Origin of the sequence: Neoaquamicrobium microcysteis, from assembly GCF_008180155.1 — a bacterium.
GTDB lineage: Bacteria > Pseudomonadota > Alphaproteobacteria > Rhizobiales > Rhizobiaceae > Aerobium > Aerobium microcysteis.
This window is the reverse complement of the sequence record NZ_VSZS01000066.1, coordinates 1-25396: the sequence shown is the minus strand read 5'-3', so window position 1 is coordinate 25396 and position 25396 is coordinate 1. Positions and strand designations below refer to the sequence as shown.

30 protein-coding genes are annotated in these 25396 nt (G+C 64.4%); 22 read left to right on the top strand and 8 right to left on the bottom strand.

Annotation, left to right across the window (positions count from 1 at the left end):
* Positions 1–25: 25 nt before the first annotated feature.
* The 4 genes from FY036_RS17240 to FY036_RS17225 all read left to right on the top strand — a co-directional run bounded on the left by FY036_RS17240 (position 26) and on the right by FY036_RS17225 (position 3419).
* Positions 26–1645 (top strand): AMP-binding protein, encoded by a 1620-nt coding sequence (locus tag FY036_RS17240; protein WP_148916002.1) that lies wholly within the window; start codon positions 26–28, stop codon positions 1643–1645.
* Positions 1642–1899: a phosphopantetheine-binding protein gene (locus FY036_RS17235; protein WP_148916001.1), complete on the top strand. Its 258-nt coding sequence runs from the start codon at positions 1642–1644 to the stop codon at positions 1897–1899. The genes FY036_RS17240 and FY036_RS17235 overlap by 4 nt, the downstream gene beginning before the upstream one ends.
* Before the next feature lie 98 nt (positions 1900–1997).
* On the top strand, positions 1998–2852 hold the full coding sequence (locus tag FY036_RS17230) for a hypothetical protein (RefSeq protein WP_148916000.1): 855 nt from the start codon (positions 1998–2000) through the stop codon (positions 2850–2852).
* Positions 2853–3206: 354 nt separating this feature from the next.
* Positions 3207–3419, top strand: coding sequence for a cold-shock protein (locus tag FY036_RS17225; protein ID WP_148915999.1), 213 nt, complete (start codon positions 3207–3209; stop codon positions 3417–3419).
* 87 nt (positions 3420–3506) lie between these two features.
* Here the strand turns inward: FY036_RS17225 and FY036_RS17220 are convergent, their stop codons facing one another.
* Together FY036_RS17220 and FY036_RS17215 are read right to left on the bottom strand one after the other, a co-directional pair.
* Positions 3507–4145 carry an MBL fold metallo-hydrolase gene (locus FY036_RS17220; protein WP_148915998.1) on the bottom strand — a complete coding sequence of 213 codons (639 nt, stop codon included), beginning with the start codon at positions 4143–4145 and terminating at the stop codon, positions 3507–3509.
* Between the two features lie 202 nt (positions 4146–4347).
* Positions 4348–5241, bottom strand: coding sequence for a branched-chain amino acid aminotransferase (locus FY036_RS17215; protein ID WP_148915997.1), 894 nt, complete (start codon positions 5239–5241; stop codon positions 4348–4350).
* Between the two features lie 246 nt (positions 5242–5487).
* On the opposite strand from FY036_RS17215, the gene FY036_RS17210 reads away from it, so the two are divergent.
* The 3 genes from FY036_RS17210 (at position 5488) to FY036_RS17200 (ending at position 8230) form a co-directional block, all read left to right on the top strand.
* Positions 5488–6033, top strand: coding sequence for a MarR family winged helix-turn-helix transcriptional regulator (locus tag FY036_RS17210; protein WP_148915996.1), 546 nt, complete (start codon positions 5488–5490; stop codon positions 6031–6033).
* A gap of 40 nt (positions 6034–6073) precedes the next feature.
* Positions 6074–6778, top strand: coding sequence for a response regulator (locus FY036_RS17205; RefSeq protein WP_148915995.1), 705 nt, complete (start codon positions 6074–6076; stop codon positions 6776–6778).
* A 156-nt stretch (positions 6779–6934) separates the two neighbouring features.
* Positions 6935–8230, top strand: coding sequence for an ATP-binding protein (locus FY036_RS17200; RefSeq protein ID WP_235897714.1), 1296 nt, complete (start codon positions 6935–6937; stop codon positions 8228–8230).
* Between the two features lie 13 nt (positions 8231–8243).
* Here the strand turns inward: FY036_RS17200 and FY036_RS17195 are convergent, their stop codons facing one another.
* From FY036_RS17195 to FY036_RS17180, 4 genes are all read right to left on the bottom strand, one after another.
* Positions 8244–8822: an AAA family ATPase gene (locus FY036_RS17195; RefSeq protein ID WP_148915993.1), complete on the bottom strand. Its 579-nt coding sequence runs from the start codon at positions 8820–8822 to the stop codon at positions 8244–8246.
* Positions 8823–8851: 29 nt separating this feature from the next.
* Positions 8852–9211, bottom strand: coding sequence for a tRNA-binding protein (locus FY036_RS17190; protein ID WP_148915992.1), 360 nt, complete (start codon positions 9209–9211; stop codon positions 8852–8854).
* Positions 9212–9224: 13 nt separating this feature from the next.
* Entirely contained in the window at positions 9225–9725 is a 501-nt protein-coding gene (locus FY036_RS17185; RefSeq protein WP_148915991.1) for a type III secretion system chaperone family protein, read from the bottom strand.
* 346 nt (positions 9726–10071) lie between these two features.
* Complete coding sequence (locus FY036_RS17180; RefSeq protein ID WP_148915990.1) at positions 10072–10377, bottom strand: accessory factor UbiK family protein; 306 nt, start codon at positions 10375–10377, stop codon at positions 10072–10074.
* A 147-nt stretch (positions 10378–10524) separates the two neighbouring features.
* Here FY036_RS17180 and lgt point away from each other — a divergent pair, with 147 nt between their 5' ends.
* The 6 genes from lgt to FY036_RS17150 all read left to right on the top strand — a co-directional run bounded on the left by lgt (position 10525) and on the right by FY036_RS17150 (position 16225).
* Complete coding sequence (gene lgt / locus FY036_RS17175; RefSeq protein ID WP_148915989.1) at positions 10525–11370, top strand: prolipoprotein diacylglyceryl transferase; 846 nt, start codon at positions 10525–10527, stop codon at positions 11368–11370.
* On the top strand, positions 11367–12455 hold the full coding sequence (locus FY036_RS17170) for a class I SAM-dependent methyltransferase (RefSeq protein WP_148915988.1): 1089 nt from the start codon (positions 11367–11369) through the stop codon (positions 12453–12455). The genes lgt and FY036_RS17170 overlap by 4 nt, the downstream gene beginning before the upstream one ends.
* A gap of 102 nt (positions 12456–12557) precedes the next feature.
* Positions 12558–13352, top strand: coding sequence for a peptidoglycan editing factor PgeF (gene pgeF, locus FY036_RS17165; protein WP_148915987.1), 795 nt, complete (start codon positions 12558–12560; stop codon positions 13350–13352).
* Positions 13352–14503, top strand: coding sequence for a M24 family metallopeptidase (locus FY036_RS17160; RefSeq protein WP_148915986.1), 1152 nt, complete (start codon positions 13352–13354; stop codon positions 14501–14503). Before pgeF ends, FY036_RS17160 begins: the two co-directional genes overlap by 1 nt.
* 88 nt (positions 14504–14591) lie before the next feature.
* Entirely contained in the window at positions 14592–15179 is a 588-nt protein-coding gene (locus tag FY036_RS17155) for a hypothetical protein (RefSeq protein WP_148915985.1), read from the top strand.
* 113 nt (positions 15180–15292) lie between these two features.
* Positions 15293–16225: a ribose-phosphate pyrophosphokinase gene (locus FY036_RS17150; protein ID WP_148915984.1), complete on the top strand. Its 933-nt coding sequence runs from the start codon at positions 15293–15295 to the stop codon at positions 16223–16225.
* An 18-nt stretch (positions 16226–16243) separates the two neighbouring features.
* Here FY036_RS17150 and chrA read toward each other — a convergent pair whose 3' ends face one another.
* On the bottom strand, positions 16244–17581 hold the full coding sequence (gene chrA, locus FY036_RS17145; protein ID WP_148915983.1) for a chromate efflux transporter: 1338 nt from the start codon (positions 17579–17581) through the stop codon (positions 16244–16246).
* 50 nt (positions 17582–17631) lie between these two features.
* Complete coding sequence (locus FY036_RS17140) at positions 17632–18453, bottom strand: AraC family transcriptional regulator (protein WP_148915982.1); 822 nt, start codon at positions 18451–18453, stop codon at positions 17632–17634.
* A gap of 97 nt (positions 18454–18550) precedes the next feature.
* On the opposite strand from FY036_RS17140, the gene FY036_RS17135 reads away from it, so the two are divergent.
* From FY036_RS17135 to FY036_RS17095, 9 genes are all read left to right on the top strand, one after another.
* A complete protein-coding gene (locus FY036_RS17135) occupies positions 18551–19771 on the top strand; it encodes an MFS transporter (protein ID WP_148915981.1) in 1221 nt (406 codons plus the stop codon).
* Between the two features lie 108 nt (positions 19772–19879).
* Positions 19880–20221 carry a hypothetical protein gene (locus FY036_RS17130; RefSeq protein ID WP_148915980.1) on the top strand — a complete coding sequence of 114 codons (342 nt, stop codon included), beginning with the start codon at positions 19880–19882 and terminating at the stop codon, positions 20219–20221.
* Positions 20222–20446: 225 nt separating this feature from the next.
* On the top strand, positions 20447–21085 hold the full coding sequence (locus FY036_RS17125) for a 50S ribosomal protein L25/general stress protein Ctc (protein ID WP_148915979.1): 639 nt from the start codon (positions 20447–20449) through the stop codon (positions 21083–21085).
* A gap of 23 nt (positions 21086–21108) precedes the next feature.
* Positions 21109–21819, top strand: coding sequence for an aminoacyl-tRNA hydrolase (pth, locus tag FY036_RS17120; RefSeq protein WP_148915978.1), 711 nt, complete (start codon positions 21109–21111; stop codon positions 21817–21819).
* Between the two features lie 5 nt (positions 21820–21824).
* Complete coding sequence (locus FY036_RS17115) at positions 21825–22364, top strand: dihydrofolate reductase family protein (RefSeq protein ID WP_148915977.1); 540 nt, start codon at positions 21825–21827, stop codon at positions 22362–22364.
* Positions 22365–22411: 47 nt separating this feature from the next.
* Entirely contained in the window at positions 22412–23002 is a 591-nt protein-coding gene (locus FY036_RS17110; protein ID WP_161601157.1) for an exopolysaccharide biosynthesis protein, read from the top strand.
* An 87-nt stretch (positions 23003–23089) separates the two neighbouring features.
* On the top strand, positions 23090–24193 hold the full coding sequence (gene ychF / locus FY036_RS17105; protein ID WP_148915975.1) for a redox-regulated ATPase YchF: 1104 nt from the start codon (positions 23090–23092) through the stop codon (positions 24191–24193).
* Between the two features lie 96 nt (positions 24194–24289).
* Positions 24290–24757: a MaoC family dehydratase gene (locus tag FY036_RS17100; RefSeq protein WP_148915974.1), complete on the top strand. Its 468-nt coding sequence runs from the start codon at positions 24290–24292 to the stop codon at positions 24755–24757.
* Complete coding sequence (locus tag FY036_RS17095) at positions 24754–25224, top strand: MaoC family dehydratase (RefSeq protein ID WP_148915973.1); 471 nt, start codon at positions 24754–24756, stop codon at positions 25222–25224. Before FY036_RS17100 ends, FY036_RS17095 begins: the two co-directional genes overlap by 4 nt.
* Positions 25225–25396 lie beyond the last annotated feature (172 nt).

Genomic DNA, 25396 nt, shown 5'->3' with positions numbered 1-25396 from the left:
AGGGCAGGCGGAACGAGGAACGCAGATGACGGCGACCTACAACATATCGGCCGGCTTCCTCCGCTCGGTCGGGCAATATCCCGACAGGCTCTTCTATTCCGATACCGAACGCGACATGACCTACGGCGAGATGGGTGAAACCGTCTCGCGGCTGGCCGGATACCTCTGCGAAAGCGGGCGGCCGCGCCGCGTCGGCGTGCTCGCGACGCGTAGCATGGAGGCATATGCCGGCATCCTCGCCGCTGGCCTCGCTGGCGCGGCCTACGTCCCGCTGAACCTGAAATGGCCGGAGGAACGCATCGTCGCGCTTCTGCGGATGCTGGAGCTGGACGCGCTTGTGGTGGACGCGAAGGGCGCCGGCCTGCTGACGCCTGCCGTGATGGAGGCGGCACCCCGCCAGATCATCATCGCCGACGGCGCGCGCGATATCGAAGCCCCGTCCGGCAAGGACGTGGTTCGCCTCGGTGACATCGGCAGCCGACCAATGCGCGAACCGGCGCAGGTGGGTGCGGACGATACTGCCTACATCATCTTCACCTCCGGCACGACGGGCTTGCCGAAGGGCGTGATGATCTCGGCCGGCTCGCTGGCGAGCTACCTGGAACAGACAAGGCTGTGGACGCAGCTCACCTGCGACGACAGGCTGGCCGAGACCTGCGACGTCACTTTCGACCTTACCGTGCACAATCTTTTCCTTTGCGTCGAAGCCGGCGCATCTCTGCATGTGCTTTCGGCGCTCGAAATGCTGGCTCCCGGCCGGTTCGTGCGCGCACGCAACCTCACGGTATGGATGTCGGTGCCGACGCTGGTCGCCATGATGCGCCGGAACAGGTCGCTCAAGCCGGGCGTGTTTCCCAGCCTGCGCCTCTCCATCTTCTGCGGCGAACCGCTGCCGGTCGAGGCCGCGCGGGCCTGGGCAGAAGCGACGCCTAACGGTGTCGTCGAGAACATCTACGGCCCCACCGAAGGCACTGTGGTCTGCATGCGCCAGCGCCTCACCGCCCCCGCCGTCACCACGCCCAGCCGCGGCATCGTCGCAATCGGCACGCCCTATGAAAACATGGACATCGCGATCCTCGACGCCCGGCAGAAGCCGCTGGTGGACGGCACGCCGGGCGAGATCGCACTGTCCGGCCCACAGCTTGCGATTGGCTATTTCGGGGCGCCGGAGCAGACGGCCGACCGCTTCCGCAAGATAGACGGCCGCCGCTGGTATCTGACCGGCGACCTGGGCATGCGCGACGAAAACGGCGTGTTCCACCATCTCGGCCGCACCGATAACCAGGTCAAGGTAAAGGGCAACCGCATCGAGTTGGAAGAAGTGGAAATGCACCTGCGCCGCGCGGCGGGCACCGACATGGTGGCCGTCGTAGCGTGGCCGGTGATCGACGGATCCGCGCAGGGGCTGGTGGGCTTCTGCAACAGCGCCCTGCCAGCCGACGAGATCGCCGCCGCGCTTCTGAAGACGCTGCCCCGCTACATGATGCCGGACCCGATCCGCATTCTCGATACCCTGCCCGTCAACATCAACGGCAAGGTGGACCGCAGGGCGCTGGCGGCGACCCTCGACGCCGCCTCGCAAACCGAAACCCAGCCGAAGGACCGTCCCGCGCTGGCCGTCGCAACTTCCGGAGCAATCGCATGACACAGCTTGCAAGCGCACGCCTGAGGGAAACCATATTCGCGGTGATGGCGGATCGCGGCCTGCCGCCGGTCGGCGAGCACGAGGCCCTGTTTTCGACGGGCCGGCTGGATTCGCTGGCCGCGACCGAAGTCCTGACCATGCTGGAAACCGATTACGGCATCGACCTTGCCGACGAGGATTTCGACATCCTGCAGATCGACACGCTGCACGATCTTGAAATGATGCTGTCGATGCGCGTCAGGGTCGCCGCGTAAGCGGTTTGCGACCGTTCCCCTCAATGTAATATGAACATTCGCGACGGTAGATTCGTTGTCATCTACATGAACCGTCAAGCAATGTTCCGGGGGGAAACTTGAAACTGCGGCCGATCCATTCGGGCGAAACCGACGCTGCGGTGACGCTGCTGGCCGAAGGCTTTGCCGATCGTTCGCCCGAGGCCTGGCGCGCCGGGCTGGAACGCCTGCTTGCCTATGCGTCGCATATCGGCGAGCCCTCGGTTGGGCAGATCGTCTCCGCCCGCGGCGCCGATGCCGGCATCTGCCTGACCATACCCTCCACGCGCACCGCCTATACCGGAACGCCGCAGAAGGTCGTCAATCTCGGGGCGTTCTACCTGCGGCCGGGACACGAATGGATGGCGGCGCTTCTGATGCGCCGTCTGGCCGCCGATGCCGCCATCGACTACACCGACCTGACCGCATCGCCTTCGATGCGCGAGATCAACCGCAATGTCGGGTTTGAGGACCGCTCGCATGGCGCGCTGGTCATCCCCCTGCCGGCGGCGGCGTTTCGCCCTGGCCGCAGCGCCCGGATCTTGCGGGTGCACGACATTCCAACGGGCCGGATAAGCGACGGCCACCGCCGCCTCCTCGACGAACACGCAACGCTGGGCTGCGTGGCCTTAGGCGTCGAACTCGACGGCATCTGCCACCCGCTGATCTGCGCAAGGCTGCGCCGCCGCGGCCTGCCGGGCGCGCAGATCGTGCTGGCGCGAGACAGGCAGTTCATCCGCGCCGCACTCGGCCCGATCGCCCGACATCTGCTGGCACGGGGGCTGACATTCCTGATGCTGCCGGGCGACGACCGCCAAGGCTTTCCGGAAGCCGTCGTCTGGGCACAGTCGGCGCCGGTGCAGACCACGCGGCAACCGGAAGGCGACGCGCTCGATTTCACGTTTTCCGAGGCGGTTTTCTTCCAGCCGGGCTGACATAAACGCGGCAGGCATAAGCATTCCAGATACAGTTCTTTGGACGCAAGAACGGCGGCAGGCTCATCGGCGTGTCGCGCAAATCTTTTGCTTGCCCGCAACGCGAAAATGAAGGACTATTTCTTCCGTTCGGGCATTTGCCGGCCCGGAGACTGGAATAGGATACCCCCCGGTGCCAGTGCTACAGAGCAAGACCATTCAAGGCCCTGCTGACCGGGACGACCGCGTGAACAAGAGGGCTTTCGGCAATACCCCGACGCGAGGAAAGCTGTTTCTTCTCCCCCAGGTAAGGCGCGAGATTGTGCGGGAATGACACCCCGCAATAGATGAACAGTGGGAGATAAGGAGCTTCCCATGCCCCAGAGCGGAACTGTGAAATTCTTCAATCATGCCAAGGGTTTCGGCTTTATCACGCCGGATGACGGCCAGAAGGACGTTTTCGTCCATATCTCGGCCGTTCAGGCATCGGGACTGCCGGGCCTCGAGGACGGCCAGAAGGTGTCGTTCGAGACCGAGCCCGACAAGCGCGGCAAAGGCCCCAAGGCTGTCAACCTGACAGTCATGTGAACCGTCCGCGATGCGGATTGTGAACCCCGCCATGCAGGCTGGCGGGGTTTTCGGCTTTGCTGCGAGATCGTCTCCGCAGCATGCCAATCAGACCAGAAACTGGTTCTCGCGGCGTTCGTCGCCGAAACGGCTTCCCGGCCCATGGCCGCAGATGAAGCCGACATCGTCGCCAAGAGGCAGCAGCTTTTCCTTGATCGAGCGGATAAGGGTGTCGTGGTCGCCGCCCGGCAAATCCGTGCGCCCGATGGAGCGGTGGAACAGCACGTCGCCGACATGCGCGAACCTGGCGGCACGGTTGTAGAACACGACATGGCCCGGCGCATGGCCGGGGCAGTGCAGCACCTCGAAATCGTGGCCGGCGAATGAAACCGTCTCGCCTTCATCCAGATATCGGTCGGGCGTGCAGTCGCGCACACCCTGAATGCCGTACATCTGCGCCTGTGCCTCAATGCGCGACAAAAGCGGCTGATCGTCTTTGTGCGGGCCGATGATGTCGACGCCTAGCGCTTCCTTCAACTCCATAGCGCCGCCGGCATGGTCGATATGACCATGGGTGATCCAGATCGCCTCTATCGTCAGCCCGTTGTCGCGGATGGCGGCAAGAATGTGCGGAACGTCGCCGCCGGGGTCTACCACCACGCCCCGCTTCTCCGCTTCGTCGAACAGAATGGTGCAGTTCTGCTGAAACGGCGTGACGGGAACGATCCCGGCTCTCAATTCACCCATGACGGTCTCCTTTTGCAGCCTGACATAGACCGCCCTAGCAGAAACGAAAAGGGCGGCCCGCAAGCCGCCCCGCATACGCAAACTCTCGAAACTCAGCCGCGGTTCTTCATCACTGTGCCGACGATGGCGGTCAGGATCGCGCCGACGTCTACGCTACCGAGCGTGTCGCGGGGGACAACCATCCCCCGTGCTGCGGCAACCTTTACTCGGCTGCTACCGCACGCTTCGGCTGAACTTCGGCCATGTAGTCTTCCATCAGCGTGCGGGCGATGTCGCCGACCACAAAGCGGTACTGGCCGATCTCGGCAACAGGCGTCACTTCCGCTGCCGTGCCGGTGAGGAAAGCCTGCTCGAAGCCCTCCAGCTCTTCCGGCATGATCGCCCGTTCGATGACCTCGATGCCGCGCGCGCGCGCAAGATCGATCACGGTGCGGCGGGTGATGCCGTCGAGGAAACAGTCGGGCTTGGGCGTGTGGATCTTGCCGTCCTTGACGAAGAAGACGTTTGCGCCCGTGGCTTCCGCGACCTGACCGCGCCAGTCGAGCATCAGTGCGTCGGCATAGCCCTTGGATTCTGCTGCATGCTTCGAGAGCGTGCAGATCATGTAGAGGCCCGCCGCCTTTGACTTCGACGGCGCGGTACGCGGATCGGGCCGGCGATACTCGGCCATGTCGAGCCTGATGCCCTTGAGACGCTGCTCGGGATCGAAATAGCTCGGCCACTGCCAGATGGCGATGGCGCAATTGATGCGGTTGTTTTGGGCCGAGACGCCCATCATCTCCGAGCCGCGCCACGCGATCGGGCGGACATAGGCGTCGGAGAAGCCCTGCATGCGCAGCAGGTCGCGGCACGCATCGTCGATCTCGGCGACGGAATAGGGAATGGTGAAGCCCAGCAGGCGCGCGGATTCGTGCAGCCGCTCTGTGTGCTCGGTCAGCTTGAAGATTTCGCCGCCATAGGCCCGCTCCCCCTCGAACACCGCGCTGGCATAGTGCAGGCCATGGGTCAGCACATGAATTTTCGCGTCCGCCCATTTGACGAATTCGCCGTTCATCCAGATGTGACCGTCAAGCTGGTCGAAAGGAACGGATGCCATAGATGTCTCCCTAGAGGCCCAAAGCCCTGTTTTTGTTGGACGCGCGGCGCACGATCGCCTAACCGGATGTGCAGAACCGCAACTTTACGTCGGATGCGAGGCGGATTGAAGGAAGTTCCGGGTAAACCGTGCCCGGCTTTTCTTTTCGTTCGCATTCGGCTCGAAAGTTTGGCAAAAATTACCATCCGCCCCAATTTATGTCAACAAGGCTGACATAAATTGAGCGACAGCAGCAACGAGCGCGACATGACAAAGGCTGAAGTCAGGGCCGGCGATCCGATCAAATCCGCACTGACGGGCGAGGACGGCATCGACTTCTCGATCATCGAGCTGTTCTTCTTTGCCTATCGCGACTTCACGTCGGACCCCGACCAGATCCTGGGAGAATACGGCTTCGGCCGCGCGCATCACCGCGTCGTCCACTTCGTCAACCGCAGGCCCGGCCTTACGGTGGCCGAGCTGCTGGAAGTGCTGAAGATCACCAAGCAGAGCCTCGCGCGCGTGCTCAAGCAGCTTATCGACACCGGCCACATCATCCAGGTTCAGGGTCCGCGAGACCGCCGGCAGCGCGAGCTCTATCCGACAGCGAAGGGCCGCGCGCTGGCGCTGGCGCTGGCCGCGCCGCAATCCCGCCGCATCGCTGCGGCACTGGCGGAGGCCGCCCCGCAAGACCGCGGCGCCATCGAGCGGTTCCTCATGGGTATGGTAAATCCGGAGCAGCGAGCTCAGATCGCAGGCGAAACTGTGGCTGACGGCGACTACCGGGATGACCGGGAGAGAGAGGCGGGCTAGGATTGCGCCACGGGGCGCGCAGCATTTGAAGGACTTGCCCATGACGCAGGATTTGAACATTCCCGGCGATGACGCCCCTCACCTGCTGGTCGTGGACGACGACACCCGCATCCGTACCCTGCTGAAACAGTTCCTGACGGAGAACGGCTATCGCGTGACGGTGGCCGGCAACGCGGCGGAAGCCCGGCGCAAGCTGACGGGCCTCGACTTCGACCTCATCGTGCTGGACGTGATGATGCCGGGCGAGACGGGGGTCCAGCTCACCGAATCTCTGCGCACGGAAAAGAACGTTCCGATACTCATGCTGACGGCCCTGTCTGAAACCGACAGCCGCATCGCCGGGCTGGAGGCTGGCGCCGACGATTACCTGCCCAAGCCTTTCGATCCGCGGGAACTGCTGCTGCGCCTCAACAACATCCTGCGTCGGGGCGGCCCTCAGCAGACGCCCAAGCTGGAGCAGATCGTCTTCGGCCCCTACACGTTCCAGATTTCGCGGCGCGAGCTGAAGAGGGGCGGCGAGGTGCTGAAGCTCACCGATCGCGAACAGGAAATACTCGCCATCTTCGCCGAGCGTGCCGGCGACACCATCCCGCGCCACGAGCTGGTAGGCTCGGACTCCGAAGTGGGCGAACGCACCATCGACGTGCAGATCAACCGGCTGCGCCGCAAGATCGAGCGTGACCCGTCCAACCCCGTTTGGCTCCAGACAGTGCGCGGTGTTGGATACAGGCTGAGTGTGGAATAGACTTGAACCGTGCCCTGGAAGCGGCGCGGGAAAGGGCTGATGGCGAGTTCCGACATAACGGCGCGAGACGAGACGAGGCAGGCTGACCGTTCCTCGAACCTGCCCCGCGCGCTTTCGCGCGGCTTCGGGCGCTTCTGGCGGCTGGTCGCCCGCCACATGCCGAAGCGCCTCTACGCGCGCTCGCTCATTATCGTCATCGCGCCGATGATCCTGCTTCAGTCGGTCATTGCCTTCGTTTTCATGGAAAGGCACTGGCAGACGGTCACCCAGCGCCTGTCGGCCGCCGTCACCCGCGACATCGCCGCCGTCATCGACATGATCGAGACCTATCCGCCCGGCGACAACTATGCCGACGTGATCCGCATCGCGCAGGACCGGCTGCAGCTCAAGATCGACATATTGCCACCCGACCCGCTGCCGGCGCCCGGCCCGAAGCCGTTCTTCTCGATCCTCGACTATTCGCTCAGCGAACAGATCAACCAGCAGATCAACCGCCCGTACTGGCTCGACACGGTGGGCAACTCAAACATCGTCGAGATCAGGGTGCGGCTGGAGGACAAGGTGCTGCGCGTCTTTGCGCGGCGCAGCCAGACCTACGCGTCCAACACACACATCTTCCTGTTGTGGATGGTAGGCACGTCGCTGGTGCTGTTGACCATCGCGGTCGCCTTCCTGCGCAACCAGATCAGGCCCATCCTCAACCTCGCGGAAGCCGCCGAGAGCTTCGGCAAGGGGCGGCCGATGCCTAGCGACTTCCGTCCGCGCGGCGCGGACGAGGTGCGCCGCGCCGGCGCTGCGTTCATCCTGATGCGTGAGCGCATAGAGCGCCAGATCGAGCAGCGGACCGCGATGCTCACCGGCGTGAGCCACGACCTGCGTACCATCCTCACCCGCTTCAAGCTCCAGTTGGCGCTGGGTGGCAGCAAGATGGACCGTGAAGCGCTCGATCAGGATATCGACGACATGCAGTCAATGCTGGAAGGCTATCTCGCCTTTGCGCGCGGCGAGGCTGGCGAGGACACCGGGCTGCTGGACCTTGCCGCGCTGCTCGAAAAGCTTTCCGAGGAAGCCAAGCTGCGCAGGCGCAGGCTCTCCACCTCGCTGACCGGCAGCCCGGAAGTGCACGTTCGGCCCAACGCGTTCGCGCGCCTGCTCGGCAACGTTGTCGGCAACGCCTTCCGCTATGCGAAGAACGTAGACATCGTCGCCACCCACGCGCGCGGATCGCTGCTCATCATCGTCGATGACGATGGGCCCGGCATCCCGGCCGACAAGCGCGAGGACGTGTTCAAGCCCTTCGTGCGGCTGGACGATGCGCGCAATCAGGATGCAAGCGGCACGGGTCTGGGGCTCTCCATCGCCCGCGACATCGCCCGCAGCCATGGCGGCGACATCACGCTGGACGACAGCCCTGCGGGCGGCCTTCGCGCCGTGATCCGCATTCCAGCCTGAGGCCGCCCGCTCGTCACAGACGCTCGATAATGAAATCCGCGCGCTTGCCGACCTCGAGCCTCGGCACCTCGACAAGCAGATAGCCAGCCGCCTCATACCCGACAACGAGAGCTTCGTACTCGAGACAGGCTTCCTCGAACGTCTTCGAGCGTTCGGCCTCGTTCACGTAGATTTCGCGCCACGGCGGCGTGACGAAAACGCTGGGCGCGTAGCGATAGAGCTGCACGGCCCGGTCGAGATACGCCGGGACCGTAAGCTGCTTCAGCCTCAGATGAGACACGAGATCGACCAGAGATCGGTCGAAGAAGATCGGGCGCTCCTGGGGCACCGCCATATTGAACTGGTACATCGTCCGCGAGGCGGTCAGTTCGGCAAACTTCAGCACATCGGCCCAGGGCAGGCCGTCGCCACCGAGATGCATCTGCTCGCGCACCACCTGCCGGCCGGCCTCGGGACGCACTTCGTAGCCCCTACGCGAAAGCTCGCCTAGCAAGGTCGACTTTCCGCCGCCTGAGCATCCGGTCAGCACGACCAGCAGGCGGCTGCCTGCAAAGCGCGGGTTGCCGGCAACGTATTCGTCTTCGTGGATCATCGTCCTGCTCGCCGGAAATGGCGGTTCGGTCAGAACAGCTTGCCGCCGTTAGGCACGGGCTTGTCCACGGCGGCCAGCACCACCTCGCCATCCTCGTCGGGAAAGCCCAACGTCAGCACTTCCGACATGAACTTGCCGATCTGGCGCGGTGGAAAGTTGACCACCGCCATTACCTGCCGTCCGGTCAGCGTCTCGGGCGTGTAGTGCCGGGTCAATTGCGCCGAAGTCTTCTTCTCGCCGATCTCCGGGCCGAAATCGATGCGCAGCTTGATGGCGGGCTTGCGCGCCTCCGGATAGGGCTCGGCGGCAATGATGGTGCCTACGCGAATGTCGATGCTATCGAAATCCGCAAAGGTTATCTCGGGCCGCAACGCGTTGTCGCCGCTCATCGCTGCAAAGCCTTCAGCAGGAACCCTGGGTCTCGAACAGCACGTTCGACAGGGCGTCGCGCGCGCTCGAGCCGGACCAGACGACGAACTGGAACGCCTGGAAGTAGCACTCGCAGGCTTCGAGAGCGGAGGACAGAAGCACCTCGACCTGCTGGCTGGTAGGCTCGGCCCCGCCGGCAAGCAGCAGCGCCTGGCGAAACATGATGGCGCCCTCCTGCTCCCACAGGTCGAAATGCCCGAAAAGCATCTGCTCGTTGATGAGCGACAAAAGGCGCATCACTTCCAGTGCACGGTTCTCCGGAACCTTGATGTCAAAAGCGCAGGCAAGGTGCAGCGCCTCGAAGTCCTCCATCCATGAAAACGAGACATGGTAGTCGGTCCATGTCCCGGCGACCGAGATGGCGATCTCGTCGTCTCCGGTGCGCTCGAACGACCAGTCGTTCATGTTCGCGACGTGCTCGATGACATCCACCGGGTGGAGGTCGCGGGCTACGTCCAGTTCAAGCAAGTCCATGGAGAAATCTCTTCCCGTCAGTCATGAGGAGGCGTTCGCGTACGCCCCTGTTGCGGTGCACGCGGTACGAGAAACAGCTACTGAGGAAGAAAGGCGGCGAGCAACGCATACAAGGCTCTGCCGGACCCCACTACCCGACACATGAGAAGCCGCCGGATTGGCGTCTCGAATCATGCAACAAATTCAGTGTATTGATGCAGAGTCGCGTGAACAGCCCCTTTTTGGGGACAGACCCACATGCGGTGTGGATAGAGATTCACAAGCAGATTCAATGGCAGAGTCTAAGCGACTCTCGCACAAGCGTTTTTCGCGACGGCGCCATGTGGAAAAGTTAAGCGGAAATTTACTAAGTTTTTTTCGTACGGGCCCTGGGAGAAGCCTTCTCCGCTTCGCCGGAGCCGCCGAGGCCAAGCTTTTCTTCAAGCTCCGCAATGCGCGCCGAGAGCTTTTCGTTTTCGGCCCGCGCCTTGAGCGCCATCTCGCGGACGGCCTCGAACTCCTCGCGCTGCACGATATCCATTGAATTGAGGATGCGTTCGGCCTGCCCGCGGAAGGCCGTCTCGACCTCACGGCGAACGCCCTGCGCCGCGCCGGCGGCATCGGTCATCAGCTTTGCGAACTCGTCCAGGATGCGGTTGGGTCCGGTCGACATGGCAGCGCCTCACTCTCGTTTCCGGATATGGAAGTAGTGGGGGCCGCGGACGAATGCAAGGCGCAGGGCGTCGCGGCCTGCCTTCTTGACCTCGCCTTGCCCTGCGCTCATATGGTCGCCAACGAAACCGGCACCGGGACGCCAGACGTGACCGAACTTCTCCTGCCGCTGGCCGCCCTGCCCTTCCCCCAGATCGACCCGGTGATCGTCCAGATCGGACCACTGGCGATCCACTGGTACGGGCTGGGCTACGTGATCGGCATCCTGTTCGCGTGGTGGTATTCCAGAAGGCTGATTTCCAACGACAGGCTGTGGGCGGGCGGAAGCGCGCCGATGACGCATGAAGACATCGACGACTTCCTGCTGTGGGCGGCGGCCGGCGTCGTCTTGGGCGGCCGCATCGGCTACATCCTGTTCTACGATCTCGCGCGCTATATCGAGCGACCGGCGGAGATACTCGCCGTGTGGCAGGGCGGCATGTCGTTCCACGGCGGGCTTGCAGGCGTCACCATCGCGATGATCCTGTTTGCGCGGAGGCGAGGCTTCAGCCCGTGGAGCCTGTTCGACGTGATCGCCGCAAGCGCCCCCGTCGGCTTCGGGCTGGTGCGGGTGACGAACTTCATCAATTCCGAGCTGTGGGGGAGGCCGACCGACGTCCCGTGGGCCTTCGTGTTCCCCAATGGCGGGCCCGAGCCGCGCCACCCGAGCCAGCTTTACGAGGCGCTGCTCGAGGGGCTGGCGCTTTTCATCGTCCTGCGGCTGCTGACCCATTCGGGGTTCAAGCTGAAGCAACCCGGATTCGTGGCAGGCGCGATGGTGGCGTGGTACGGCGCCGCGCGCATCTTCGTGGAGTTCTTCCGCGAGCCCGACGCGCATATCGGCTATCTGGCCGGCGGCTGGCTCACCACCGGCATGGTTCTCTCGCTGCCGATGGTGCTGCTGGGCGTATGGGCGATGCTGCGGGCCAAAAGGGCGGCCGAAGCCACCCGATGACCGCGCTGAAGGATCGCCTCGCGCGGCTCATCGCGGCGTCAGGCCCCATCACGGTCGCGGACTATATGGCGACATGCCTGTTCGACCCCGACGCCGGCTACTACACCACACGCGAACCGTTCGGTGCGGCGGGCGACTTCACCACCGCGCCCGAAATCAGCCAGATGTTCGGCGAGTTGCTGGCGGTATGGGCCTGGTCTGCGTGGGCGGCGCTGGGCAAACCGGTTCCATCGGTTCTGGCCGAGATCGGCCCCGGCCGCGGCACGCTGATGGCGGACATGCTGCGGACGCTTGGCAGGCTGGACCCTTCCTTCGTCACGCTGGCGCGCGTTGCCATGGTCGAGGCGAGCCCGCGACTGGTTGAAATCCAGAAGGCGAAGCTCGCGAGCGGCAGGGCGAAACCCACATGGTTTGCCGACATCGCCAGCCTGCCGTCGCTGCCGCTGGTCATTGTCGGCAACGAGCTCTTCGACGCCCTGCCCGTCCGCCAGTTCGTCAAGACGCCGCTGGGTTGGTGCGAGCGCATGGTGGCGCTGGACGAGGCGGGCGAGTTGACCTTTGGCGTCGGCGCTGCCGGCATCGACCCAGCGCTGCTGCCACGCGCCGCGAACGAGGCTCCCGACGGCGCGATCTTCGAGGCAGCGCCCGCCCGGGAGGCGTTGATGGATGAGATTGCCGCGCGGATCGCCCGCCACGGCGGGGCGGGCCTGTTCATCGACTACGGCCACGTGCAGCCGGGCCTCGGCGATACGCTTCAGGCCGTCCGCGCTCACGCGTTCGACGAGGTGCTGGCAAATCCCGGCGCGGCAGACCTGACCTCGCATGTGGATTTCGCGGCGCTTGCCGAGGTTGCGCGCACGCACGGGCTGAGCGCGCGCATGATGACGCAGGGCCAGTTTCTGCTGGGCATGGGACTGCTGGAGCGCGCCGGGGCACTTGGCGAAAGGGCCGATGAAGCGACCCGGAAGCGCCTTCAAACCGAGGCGGAACGGCTTGCGGGGCCGGACGCGATGGGCTCGCTGTTCAAGGTGCTGATGATAGCGCCGCAGGGCGTGTCGCTGCCACCGTTCGAGACAGCGGATTGACTTTTCCCCCTCCCCTGTCCCACGATCCGCGCGCAAATCGGCCGCCGCGAGAACGACATCCAAGGGTGCGGGAAGAGCGGCCGGAAGGAACAAAGGCGGCGCATGCTTGAAACAGTTCGACCGGACCCGATCCGGTCTCCGGTGCTGGACAGATTCGCCGAAAAGGGCATCAGGCACGGGTTCTTCACGCGTGCCGGCGGCGTGTCGGACGGCATCTACAAAGGGCTCAATGTCGGCGTCGGATCGCAGGACGACAGCGACCGCGTAGCGGAGAATCGCGCCCGCGTCGCCTCCTGGATGGGCGTGAAGCCTGCGGCCCTCGTCACGCTCTATCAGGTCCACTCTGCAGACGCGCTGATCGTGCGCGAGCCGTTTTCCTCGCCGCGACCGAAGGCCGACGCGATGGTCACGGATCGTCCCGGCATCGCCCTCGGCGTTCTGGCCGCAGATTGCGGCCCTGTGCTCTATGCCGACGCGCAGGCGGGCGTCATCGGCGCCGCGCACGCAGGCTGGAAGGGCGCGCTGACGGGCGTTCTGGAAGCGACCGTCGACGCGATGGAGGAACTCGGGGCCAGGCGCGAGCGCATCGTAGCCGTGCTCGGTCCATCGATCGGGCCCGACAACTACGAGGTCGGGCCGGAATTCGTCGCGCGGTTCATCGAAGCCGATGCCGCCAACGACGCCTATTTCGCCGCGTCCGCCAATGCGGGGCACGCGATGTTCGATCTCAACCGCTACACGGTCGACAGGCTGGCACGGGCGGGTGTATCGGCCGGGATGATTGGTCGCTGCACCTACGCGGACGAGGACAGTTTCTTCTCCTACCGGCGCGCAACGCACCGCAGGGAGCCCGACTATGGACGCCAGGTTTCGGCGATCGTTCTGGAGGACCGCTGATGGCGCTGCATTTTGAAAAGACCGAGTTTGACGCCAGACGCGACCGTCTCGTCATCGAGATGGCCGAGCGCAAGCTCGATGCGATGCTGCTGTTTGCGCAGGAGAGCATGTATTGGCTGACCGGATACGACACGTTCGGCTTCTGCTTCTTCCAGTGCCTCGTGGTGAAGGCGGACGGCTCGATGGTGCTGATGACGCGGTCGGCCGACCTGCGCCAGGCTCGCCACACATCGATCCTCGACAACATAGTCGTGTGGACCGACCGTGACGGCGCCAACCCGGCTGCCGAGTTGCGCAATCTGCTCAACGACCTCGACCTCTTGGGCTGCCGCATCGGCGTGGAATACGACACCCACGGGCTGACGGCGAAGAACGGCCGGTTGCTGGACGAGGAACTCAAGACCTTCGGCACCACGGAAGACGCCTCAGACATCGTCAGCCGCCTGCGCCTGCTGAAGAGCGCTGCCGAGATCACCAAGGCACAGAAGGCCGCAGCCCTCTCCGACGACGCGCTCGACGCCGCCCTTCCACTCGTCAAGCAGGGGGGCGACGAAGGCGCGATCCTGGCGGCGATGCAGGCGGCCGTCTTTGCCGGCGGCGGCGACTATCCGGCCAACGAGTTCATCATCGGCTCGGGCGCCGACGCGCTGCTGTGCCGCTACAAGGCCGGCCGCCGCAAGCTCAACAAGAACGACCAGCTCACGCTCGAATGGGCCGGCGTGTTCCACCACTACCACGCGCCGATGATGCGCACGGTGCTGACGGGCAAGGTTTCGAAGCGGCATCAGGAGCTTTTCGATGCTGCACGCGACGCGCTGATAGCGGTGGAGAAGGCGATGGTGCCGGGCAAGACCTTCGGCGACGTGTTCGACGCACACGCCCGTGTGATGGAAGCCCATGGGCTGACGCGCCACAGGCTGAATGCCTGCGGCTATTCTGTAGGCGCGCGCTTCACGCCGTCGTGGATGGACATGCCGATGTTCTACGCCGGCAACCCGGAGCCCATCGCGCCGGACATGACGCTTTTCGCGCACATGATTATCATGGATTCCGACAGCGAGACGGCGATGACGCTGGGCCGCACCTACCTTACGACGGAAAACGATCCCAAGCCTCTTTCTCGCCATGATCTCGACTTGATCGTCCGGTGACTCCATTATGGAGGGACGACAACCGGTGCGCGTAGCGGCTGGCCTTGAAAGGGCCGTCCCGTTTGGCGTGCGCAGGAGGACCCTTGGGATGAGACGCTCCGCCCTTACGGCGATGCTGCTCGGCGCTGCCGCCGCGCTGGCCGCCTGCACCAGCACGCAGGATGTTCTGGAACCGTCCGCGCTCGTCAGCACCGACACGCCCACCCCGCCGCCGCAAACACAGACCCAACTGCCGATCGAACAGCCGGCCGCGCAGCCGCCCGCTGCAACGGCAAGCCAGCCGCCTGCGACCGTCGCGGCGATCAACACCGATGCGCGGGTGCAATTCGCACCGGTGGTAGGCGCTTCGGGCGAGGCCTCGACACCGCTCGCCGCGCGGCTTTCCACACGCGCCAGCGCGCGCGGCATCACGCTTGTGGGCGCAGGCGAAAGCTCGGCCACACACGTGATGAAGGGTTACTTCTCGGCCTTCTCGGATGATGGCCAGACCACCGTGATCTATGTCTGGGACGTGATGGACCCGGCCGGAACCCGCGTTCACCGCATACAGGGGCAGGCCAGCGCACCGTCTCGCGGCGGCGAGGGATGGCCCTCCGTCGACCCGTCCACCATGGAAACCATAGCCGACCGCACGGTGGACGATCTCGCCACATGGCTTGCCGGGCGGCCCGGGTGACGGTGCGGCGGGAGTCGGTTTCTTTGGGTTGAAGCGGCAAAAGCTGCCTTCGCGCTTGCAATAAGAACTCACACCGCTAAAAGCCCGCTCATATCCTTCGCCGGGGAAACTCCATGAAACTCTTTGCGGGCAACTCCAACCGGGTGCTGGCCGAAGCCGTCTCCCGATATCTCAACATCCAGATCGGCAAGGCGACGGTACGCCGGTTCGCCGATCAGGAAATCTTCGTCGAGATACAGGAGAACGTGCGCGGCGAGGACGTCTTCGTCCTTCAGTCCACCTCCTACCCCGCAAACGACCACCTGATGGAACTGCTGATCATGATCGACGCCTTCCGTCGCTCCTCGGCCCGGCGCATCACGGCGGTGATACCGTATTTCGGCTATGCAAGGCAGGATCGCCGCGCCTCCGGCCGCACGCCCATCTCGGCCAAGCTGGTGGCGAACCTTGTCACGCAGGCGGGCGCGGACCGCGTGCTGACGTTGGACCTGCATGCCGGCCAGATCCAGGGCTTCTTCGACATTCCTACCGACAACCTCTTTGCCGTGCCTGTGATGGCGCGCGACGTGAAGAAGAACTACGAACTGCCGAACGTCATGGTAGTGTCGCCCGACGTGGGCGGCGTGGTGCGCGCCCGCGCGCTCGCTAAGCGGCTGGATGCACTGCTGGCAATCGTCGACAAGCGCCGCGAGAAACCGGGCGAATCCGAGGTCATGAACATCATCGGCGACGTGCGCGGCAAGGACTGCCTGCTGATCGACGATATCGTGGATTCGGGCGGCACGCTGTGCAACGCGGCCGACGCGCTGCTGGCCAACGGCGCGACCAGCGTGACGGCTTACATCACCCACGGCGTGCTTTCGGGCGGCGCCGTCACCCGCATCACCTCGTCCAAGCTCAAGGAGCTTGTGATTACCGATTCAATCCAGCCGACCTCGGCTGTAGAGGCCGCGCACAACATCCGCGTCGTTTCCATCGCCGACCTGATCGGCGAGGCGATCTCGCGCACGGCCAGCGAAGAATCCGTCTCCAGCCTGTTCGACTAGCGTCTTAGCAGGCGGCGGTCAGGCCGCCAGAACCCAAACCATGCCCACCAGAGCGGCCGCCGCAAGCACGGCGATCATGTTGACGTGCAGGCGCAGCAACGCGATGCCGGCGGCAAGCGCGATCAGCGCCGCGGCAAGGTCGATGCTCGAAAGGTCGGGCACCATCAGGAGTGCCGGCCCCACCGCGACCTCCTCGATGTCGGCGAACAGCACGTGCAGCCCGAACCAAAGCGCCAGATTGGCGATGACGCCGACGACGGCGGCTGTGACTGCGGCCAATGCCGTTGACAGCCAACGCACGTTGCGAACGGTCTCCACATAGGGCGCGCCGGCGAAAATCCACAGGAAGCACGGCGCGAAGGTGAACCATAGCGCCACCAGCCCACCGCCCAGCCCGCCCAGAACCGGATCGAGCCCCGATAGCCGCGCGCCGCCGAGGAAGCCGACGAAGGCGAGCACGAGGATCAGCGGGCCGGGGGTGGTTTCGGCCAGGCCGAGGCCCGTCAGCATCTCGTCCGGGCGCAGCCAGCCATAGACCTCGACCGCCTGCTGCGCGACCCAGGCGAGCACCGCATAGGCCCCGCCGAAGGTGACCGCCGCCATGATGGAGAAGAAGTTCGCTTCCTGCGAAAAGACGTGATTGCCGCCGAGGATCGCGTGGAGCAGGAACAGCGGCACCAGCCACACGGCGAGCCAGATGGCGCTGGTGCGCATGAAGCGCCCCCACGAAGGCTGGGCCCATTCCGGCAATGGCAGCTCCGGTGCAGGCGCGCCGACAGCCTTGCCGTCGCCATTGGCAAGGACATGGCCAAGCGCGCCGATGACGGCCGCTCCCAGCACGATGACCGGAAACGGCAGCTGCAGGAAGGCGATCGAGACGAAGGCGAGGATCGCCAGCGCGACCATCCACTGGTTCTTCAGCGCCCGTTTCGACACCTTGGCCAACGCCTCCACCACGACAGCCAACACGGCTGCCTTGAGGCCGAAGAGCAGACCCTGCACGATCGTCACCTCGCCAGCGAGCAGATAGACCGTGGACAGCGCCATCAGCACTGCCGCACCCGGCAGCACGAACAGCAGGCCGGCAATGAGCCCGCCTTTGACGCCGCGGAGCAGCCAGCCGGCATAGGTCGCAAGCTGCATCGCCTCCGGCCCCGGCAGGAGCATGCAGTAGTTGAGGGCGTGGAGGAAACGCGGCTCGTCGAGCCAGCGCTTCTCATCGACGAGGATGCGGTGCATCAGCGCGATCTGGCCGGCAGGCCCACCGAACGACAGCAGCCCGATTTTGCCGAAGACGCGGAAAAGCTCGGCCATGTCTGGCTGGACGGGTTCGTGTGCAATGTTGCTTTGATCCATGGACGTCCCCTACCGCGACCTACGCGACAGCGCCATGACAAAGTCCCGACTCAATCCTGTACCGTCTGGCTGATATAGCTGCGCGGCGAAGCGCCGAGCATACGGCGGAACATGGTCGTGAAGGCAGGCGCGCTGTCGTAGCCGAGGTCAAGCGCCACCTGAGTCACAGCCGCTCCCTCCGCCAGCCGCGGCAGGGCGGCAAAAAGCGTCGCCTGCCGTCGCCAGACGGAAAGGCTCAGGCCCGTCTCGCGCAGGAAGGCGCGGGTAAAGCTGCGCCTGCTCATACCCGCTTCGTTTGCCCATTCGTCGATGGCGACATGCGGTGTCGGGGCTGTCAGGAAACGGCGGCACAGCCTTGCGAGCCGTGCATCGGCCGGAAAGGGCAGCGCAAACGGGCGTTCCTCAAGGCGGGGGATTTCCAGCAGGATAAGCTGCATCAGCGCGCTCGCCCTGGCATCCGTGCCGTCGGCCGCGCGTATCTGCACCGCTTCCACGATCAGGCTGTGCATGAGTTCGCTCATCGCCAGCACGCGCAATCCTTCCGGCAGGCCGGGAGCGGCTCCGGGCGCGACATAGGCCGAGCGCATCCTCACCAGCCCCAGCATCTCTACCCAATGCTCGACGCCCGCAGGTATCCACATCGCGTGGTCGGGGGGGACCATCCAGCGGCCCTGTGCCGTCGAAACCATCACCACCCCAGACAGCGCATGCATGAGTTGCGCCCTGCCGTGGCGGTGCGGCTCCACCATGTGGCCATCCGGAAAGTCGCTCGCCGCCGCCACCACCTGCCCCGGCGCCGCCTCGATCCAGTCGAGCCGACTCTGGAGATCGTCGGGCATCAGCGGCGCGGCGCCGAAGTGTCTGCGTTGCATCAAGCTCTCGACAGGTTGGCCCACTCGCGAAACTATTCGACCAAACCACGAAGGACGCCGCCTGCAATGGGTCTATGCAGCCTGCCGTACAATCAGGATGCCTATCTTGGCCGACACGACCGCGGGCCCGGTACGCCCCATTGCCGAAAGCACCGTCTTCCCCGTCATACTGGCGGTGAGCCTGTGCCACCTCCTCAACGACGTGCTGCAGTCGCTGCTGGCGGCGATCTATCCGATGCTGAAGGAAGATTACGCGCTCGCCTTCTGGCAGATCGGCCTCCTGACGCTGACCTTCCAGGTCACCGCCTCGCTGCTGCAACCCGCCATCGGGCTCTACACCGACAAGCGCCCCATGCCCCAGTCTCTGCCGGTGGGCATGGCGTCGAGCATGTGCGGCCTGCTGCTGCTGGCCTTCGCGTCCAGCTATCCGCTGCTGTTGCTGGGCGCAGGCATGATCGGCATCGGATCGGCGATCTTCCACCCCGAAGCGTCGCGCGTCGCGCGCATGGCGTCGGGCGGGCGCTACGGGCTGGCGCAATCGCTGTTTCAGGTAGGCGGCAATTTCGGCACCGCCATCGGCCCGCTGCTGGCCGCCTTCATCGTCGTGCCGCGCGGCCAGACGAGCGTCGCGTGGTTTTCGGTGCTGGCGCTTCTGGGCATCGTCATCCTGAAGCAGGTGGGCAACTGGTACGGCCGCTACCATGCGGCCAATGCCGGACGGCCGCCTGCAAGCACGACGCTGCCGCTGCCACGCCGCCGCATTATCATCGCGCTCGTGGTTCTGGCTCTGCTGGTCTTCACCAAGAACATCTACACGGCCAGCATCACCAGCTATTACACCTTCTTCCTGATCGAGAGGTTCGACGTCACCGTCCAGCAATCGCAGATGATGCTGTTCCTGTTCCTCGGCGCGATGGCGCTGGGCACTGTGATGGGCGGGCCGGTGGGCGACCGCTTCGGCTCGCGCACCGTCATCTGGTTCTCGATCCTGGGCGTACTGCCCTTCACGCTGGCCCTGCCCTACGCGGATCTGTTCTGGAGCGGCGTGCTGTCCTTCATCATCGGCGTCATCATCGCGTCGGCCTTTCCGGCCATCGTGGTGTTCGCGCAGGAGCTGGTGCCCGGCCGCGTAGGCATGATCGCGGGCATCTTCTTCGGCTTCGCCTTCGGCATGGGCGGCATCGCCGCGGCCGTGCTTGGCGTGCTGGCAGACCTGCGCGGCATCGAATGGGTATTTCTGGTCTGTTCCTATCTGCCCTTCCTCGGCCTGCTGACGATATTCCTGCCCGGCGCACGCGAACTGCGTGCGAAAATCTGACTTCCTGCGTTGTGGATTCGACAACCATTCAAGGTTGCACCCTATTGCAACCTTGAAGATTATCGGAAAGATCGGCTCCGGGCGGGGCATGCATTCTGGAGGGAAGCCATGTCTTTGATGAAGCCGGCGTTGGCTGCGGCCGCGGCGTTGATGCTGTCGGGCTGCGTAACGCAGACGAATTACGATGCCAGCCGCGAGGCGTTGCGCGGGAGCCCGGGGCTTCGCACCCAGTTCGTCAACAACTGCGTCACGAACATCCGCGCGAAGCCGCTGAACCAGCGGCAGGCGATGGCGACAGTGATGAACACGTCGGTTCGCAATGCTCCACGCACCTACTGCCAGCGCATAACCAACGGCATCACGTCCGGCCGGCTGACGCGCGGCGACATCAATTCCGGCGCACGCGGCCAGCTCACGCCAGCGGTGGTGCGCGTCCTGCAGGGCCGCTAGTCGCAAAGGGCTGCGCGCTTGCACGCAGCCACCTCTTCCGCTATAGGACCGCCACCCGCGTAGACACCCTTGGAGGCAACGCGGATGGGAGCGGCTGTCCCGACGCATGATCCCGAAAAGTGGTTCGCCGGTTTTCGGAAAAGATCATGCTCCGGTGTATGCCGCTTTCGACGTTTGGGGGCTCAGGCTCGCAAACGCTCCAGCTATGAAACGAAAGGAAATGCCATGAGCCAGTCTTACGAGCTCAAGGCCGAGGCGCGCGAAACGGTCGGTAAGGGGTCCGCCCGTGAACTTCGTCGCAACGGCAAGGTGCCAGCAGTCATTTACGGCGACAAGCAGACCCCGCTTGCCATCGCCCTGAACTACAAGGACCTGTACTACAAGATCCACGGCGGCGGTTTCATGACCACCATCGCCACGATCGATGTGGACGGTAAGAAGCATCAGGTTCTGCCCAAGGACTACCAGCTCGATCCGGTCCGCGACTTCCCCGTACACGTCGACTTTCTGCGCGTCAGCAAGAACACGGTCGTCACGGTGAACATCCCGGTTCACTTCATCAATGACGAGAAGTCGGCCGGCATCAAGCGCGGCGGCGTGCTGAACATCGTGCGCCACGACATCGAAGCGCATGTGCCCGCCAACGAGATCCCCGACTTCATCGAGGTCGATCTCGCCGGCACGGACATCGGCGATTCTATCCACATCTCGGCCGTCAAGCTGCCGAAGGATGTGAAGCCAACGATCACCGACCGCGACTTCACCATCGCCACGATCGCCGCACCGGCCGTCCTCAAGTCCGAGGCCGAAGAGTCCGAGGAAGCGACCACCGAGACGACGGAAGAAGAGGGCGACGAGGAATAGTCGCTTAACCGGGGAGCGCACGGATGCAGCTCATCGTTGGTCTGGGCAACCCCGGCTCGAAATACGAGAACAACCGGCACAATGTCGGCTTCATGGCGGCGGACGCGATAGCCCGCCGCCATTCCTTTTCGCCCTGGTCGAAGAAGTTCCAGGGGCTGATCTGCGAAGGCAGGCTCGGCGGTGAAAAAGTGCTGCTCATCAAGCCGCAGACGTTCATGAATCTCTCCGGCCAGTCGGTCGGCGAGGCCATGCGCTTCCACAAGCTGACGCCAGCCGATCTCACAGTGCTTTACGACGAGCTGGATCTCGCTGCCGGCAAGGTGCGTATCAAGACCGCCGGAGGCGCAGGCGGCCATAACGGCATCCGCTCGATCGACGCCCATTGCGGCAAGGAATACCGCCGCGTGCGCATCGGCATCGGCCATCCCGGCATCAAGGAGATGGTGACGCACCACGTGCTGGGCGATTTTGCCAAGGCCGACCGCGAGTGGTTGGACCCGCTGCTGGACGCCATAGCCGAAAACGCAGCCATGCTCGTGGCCGGCGACGACAACGGCTTCATGAACAAGACCAGCCTCGCCGTGCAGGGCACGGAAACACCGAAGCCTGCGAAACCGGCCCCCAAGGCGCAAAGCCACATCCGGCAGGCGCGGCCCAAGCAGCCCGCCGTCAACGCTCCTGACAGTGGCCCGATGGCCGCCATGCTACGAAAGCTCTTTGGCAACAAGGAGTGATTCCCATGCACGGCAGCGACGTGATCTACATGTTCGCAATGAGCCTCGACGGCTACATCGCCCGCCCGGACGGCAGCTTCGACTGGCTGGAACGGTTTCCGGCGGATGCGGACTACGATTTCGACGCGTTCCTGGATTCGTTGAGCGGCATCGTGATGGGCCGCGGTTCCTATGACGCAGCACGAAGGGGCGGCCGCTGGGACTATAACCGCTGGCCGACCGCGGTCGCCACCAGCAGGTCCATCGCCGATGCACCCGACGGCGTCGAGGCCATGGCCGGCAGCCCCGCAGAACTGCTGCAAAGCTTGCGCCGCCGAGGCGCGACCGGACGGATATGGATGTTCGGCGGCGGCGACCTCGCCCGGCAGTTTCTCGATGCAGGCCTGCTGGACACCATCGAGATCGGCACCATACCGGTCATCCTCGGTTCGGGCCTCCCGGCATTCGGCGGCGCGGGTGCCGATAGATGGCTCGACCTGGACTTCGCCAAACCGCTTGCGAACGGTGCGGTCCACAGCCGCTATCGCGTCTCCAAGACCGATTGACGGCTGCAAGGCCGGAACCTTCGGCTTGCCCACGCGTCTCGAACAGCATGGAAGAGAACTGCGAGCCAGAATCGATCGAGGACGTGCTCGACTGTGTCGAGGACGCGGCCGAAGGCGAAAAGCGCGTTTCGGTGGCTGATATTGTCGATCAGATTGGCGATGGCGCGTTCCCTCCGCTTATCATGGTTCCGGCTCTCATCATGATTTCGCCGGCAAGCGCGGTGTTCGGCGTATCGTCTTTCTGCGGCCTGCTGATCGTTCTGATCGCAATCCAGATGGTTGTGGGGCGGCACAAGCTATGGCTGCCCCGGCTTCTGCTGGAGCGCGAAATTTCAAAGACGCGGCTCGACAAGGCGGTTTCATTTCTGTCCAAGCCAGCGCGCCTCGTAGATGGGCTGACGGGCAAGAGGCTGGCGTTTCTGGTATCGCCGCCGCTCGAGCGGTTTTGGGCTGCGGTGTGTGTCTGCCTAGCCATCGTGACGCCCATTTTCGAGCTGGTGCCCATGTCGGCTACGATAATCGCCTCTGCGGTGATGCTCTTCTGCCTTGCAATGCTCGCCAAGGACGGCATCCTGGCGCTGATGGGATTGGCAGTCGTGGCGCTTGCCGCATGGCTCGGCTGGAGCGTCGCCACGTAGCCGCACCAAGGCCGCAGGGGGTTGACGATGGTCTGCCCTTTCGCCCATAGCCCTGTGCAAAATCTCTTCTCCCGATAGGACCACATCATGGGCTTCAAATGCGGCATCGTTGGGCTTCCCAACGTCGGCAAGTCGACGCTGTTCAATGCGCTGACCAAGACCGCTGCGGCACAGGCCGCCAACTACCCCTTCTGCACCATCGAGCCGAACACCGGCGAAGTGGCCGTGCCGGACACGAGGCTGCGCCAGATAGCGGATATCGCAAAGTCGAAGGAGATCATCCCGACGCGTATCTCCTTCGTGGACATTGCGGGCCTCGTGCGCGGCGCATCTAAGGGTGAAGGGCTGGGCAACCAGTTCCTCGCCAACATCCGCGAGGTCGACGCCATCGTGCACGTGCTGCGCTGCTTCGAGGACGACGACATCACTCATGTCGAGGGTCGCATCAATCCGGTGGCCGACGCCGAGACGGTCGAGACGGAGCTCATGCTTTCGGACCTTGAAAGCCTCGAGCGCCGCATCGTGCAGATGCGCAAGCGCGCAAGCACCAAGGATAGGGAAGCCACCACGCTTCTGCCGGTGATGGAGCAGGCGTTGGCCCTGCTACAAGAAGGCAAGCCGGTTCGCATGATGCTGAACGGCATCGCGCCCGACGACCTCAAAATCCTCGAAGGCCTAAACCTGCTGACGTCCAAGCCCGTGCTGTATGTCTGCAACGTCGCCGAGGCCGAGGCGGCGACCGGCAACGAGCACACCGAGGCCGTGGCAAAAATGGCCGAGGCGCAGGGCGCGAAGTCGGTCGTCATTTCCGCCGCCATCGAAGCGGAAGTGGCGCAACTGGCCGACGAGGAGGCCGCGGAGTTTCTCGGAGACCTTGGCCTTGAAGAGCCGGGCCTCGACCGCCTCATCCGCGCCGGCTACGACCTCCTCAGCCTCATCACCTACTTCACGGCCGGCCCGAAGGAGACCCGCGCCTGGACCGTGCAGAAGGGCGCGAAGGCGCCGCAGGCGGCAGGCGTGATCCACACCGACTTCGAGCGCGGCTTCATCCGGGCGCAGACGATCGCCTTCAACGACTACGTGACGCTGGGCGGCGAAACGCCGGCCAAAGAAGCCGGCAAGGCACGCGACGAAGGCAAGGAATATGTCGTGCAGGACGGCGACGTGCTGCTGTTCAAGTTCAACACGTGAGGGCCTCGACTGGCCCAAGGCAATGATACCGAGGGTCATTGCATAGCCAGTCCGGCGCCGTCACAATGGCTGTTCAACCTTGAACAGGATTTGCCGATGACCGAGAAGAAGTGGGCGTTCGAGGATTTCGCCGAAGGCGCGACGATCGATCTCGGCACCAAGCATGTTACGGCGCAGGAGATCATCGAGTTCGCGAGCGAGTTCGACGCCCAGCCGATGCATCTCGACGAGGAAGCGGGCAAGGCCAGTATTCTGGGCGGTCTGGCAGCCTCCGGCTGGCACACCTGCTGCATGTTCATGCGGCTGATGTGCGACGGCTTCCTGCTCGATTCCACCTCGCAGGGCTCGCCCGGCATCGACTATGTGCGCTGGAAGAGGCCGGTGCTGGCGGGCGATACGCTGCGCGGCACAAGCACGGTGACCGGCACGCGCGCCTCTTCATCCCGACCCAATCTCGGCTTTGTCACGGTGAAGCACGAACTGACGAACCAGCGCGGCGAGGTAGTGCTGGAACTCCAGAACACCGGCATGTTCCTGAAGCGCGCGACGGGAGCGGCCGCATGACGCTGGACGAATATTTCCGCCTCGGCGAGACGATCACGCTTGGCTCGCACCGGTTCGAGGCCGACGAGATCAAGGCCTTCGCGGCGAAGTACGATCCGCAGCGCTTCCACATGGACGAAAAGGAAGCCGAGCACAGCGTCTTCGGGCGGCTGTGCGCTTCAGGCTGGCACACGGCTGCGACGTGGATGAAATACAACCTCGCAAAGCGCGAGGATGCCGCGACGGGAGAATGGGCAGGTCCCGGCCCGCAGCCCGAGTTCGGCCCCTCGCCCGGCTTCCAGAACCTCAAATGGCTGAAGCCGGTCTATGCGGGCGAGACGATCACCTTCACACGCCGCGCGCTCGCGCATCGAGCGCTGGCCTCACGGCCCGGCTGGCGGCTGCTGACGATCGTCTGCGAGGCGCACGATTCGACCGGCGCGAAGGTGCTGGAGTTCGAAAGTGCGGTGCTGGTGAAGGCTGGATAGGCACACGGGGCCGGCGCCACGCCCCGGCTTGGCCGGTCTGGCTGTTGACCCCGCGAGATGGGCGGAGGGAGGCGGTGCACGCCCTGCCGGGTCAGATCGGCAGCGCTGCTTTGGTAATAAACGATGCCCGACGGGCGCACACCGCCGACGCTGCTTGCCCCGCTACCGATCC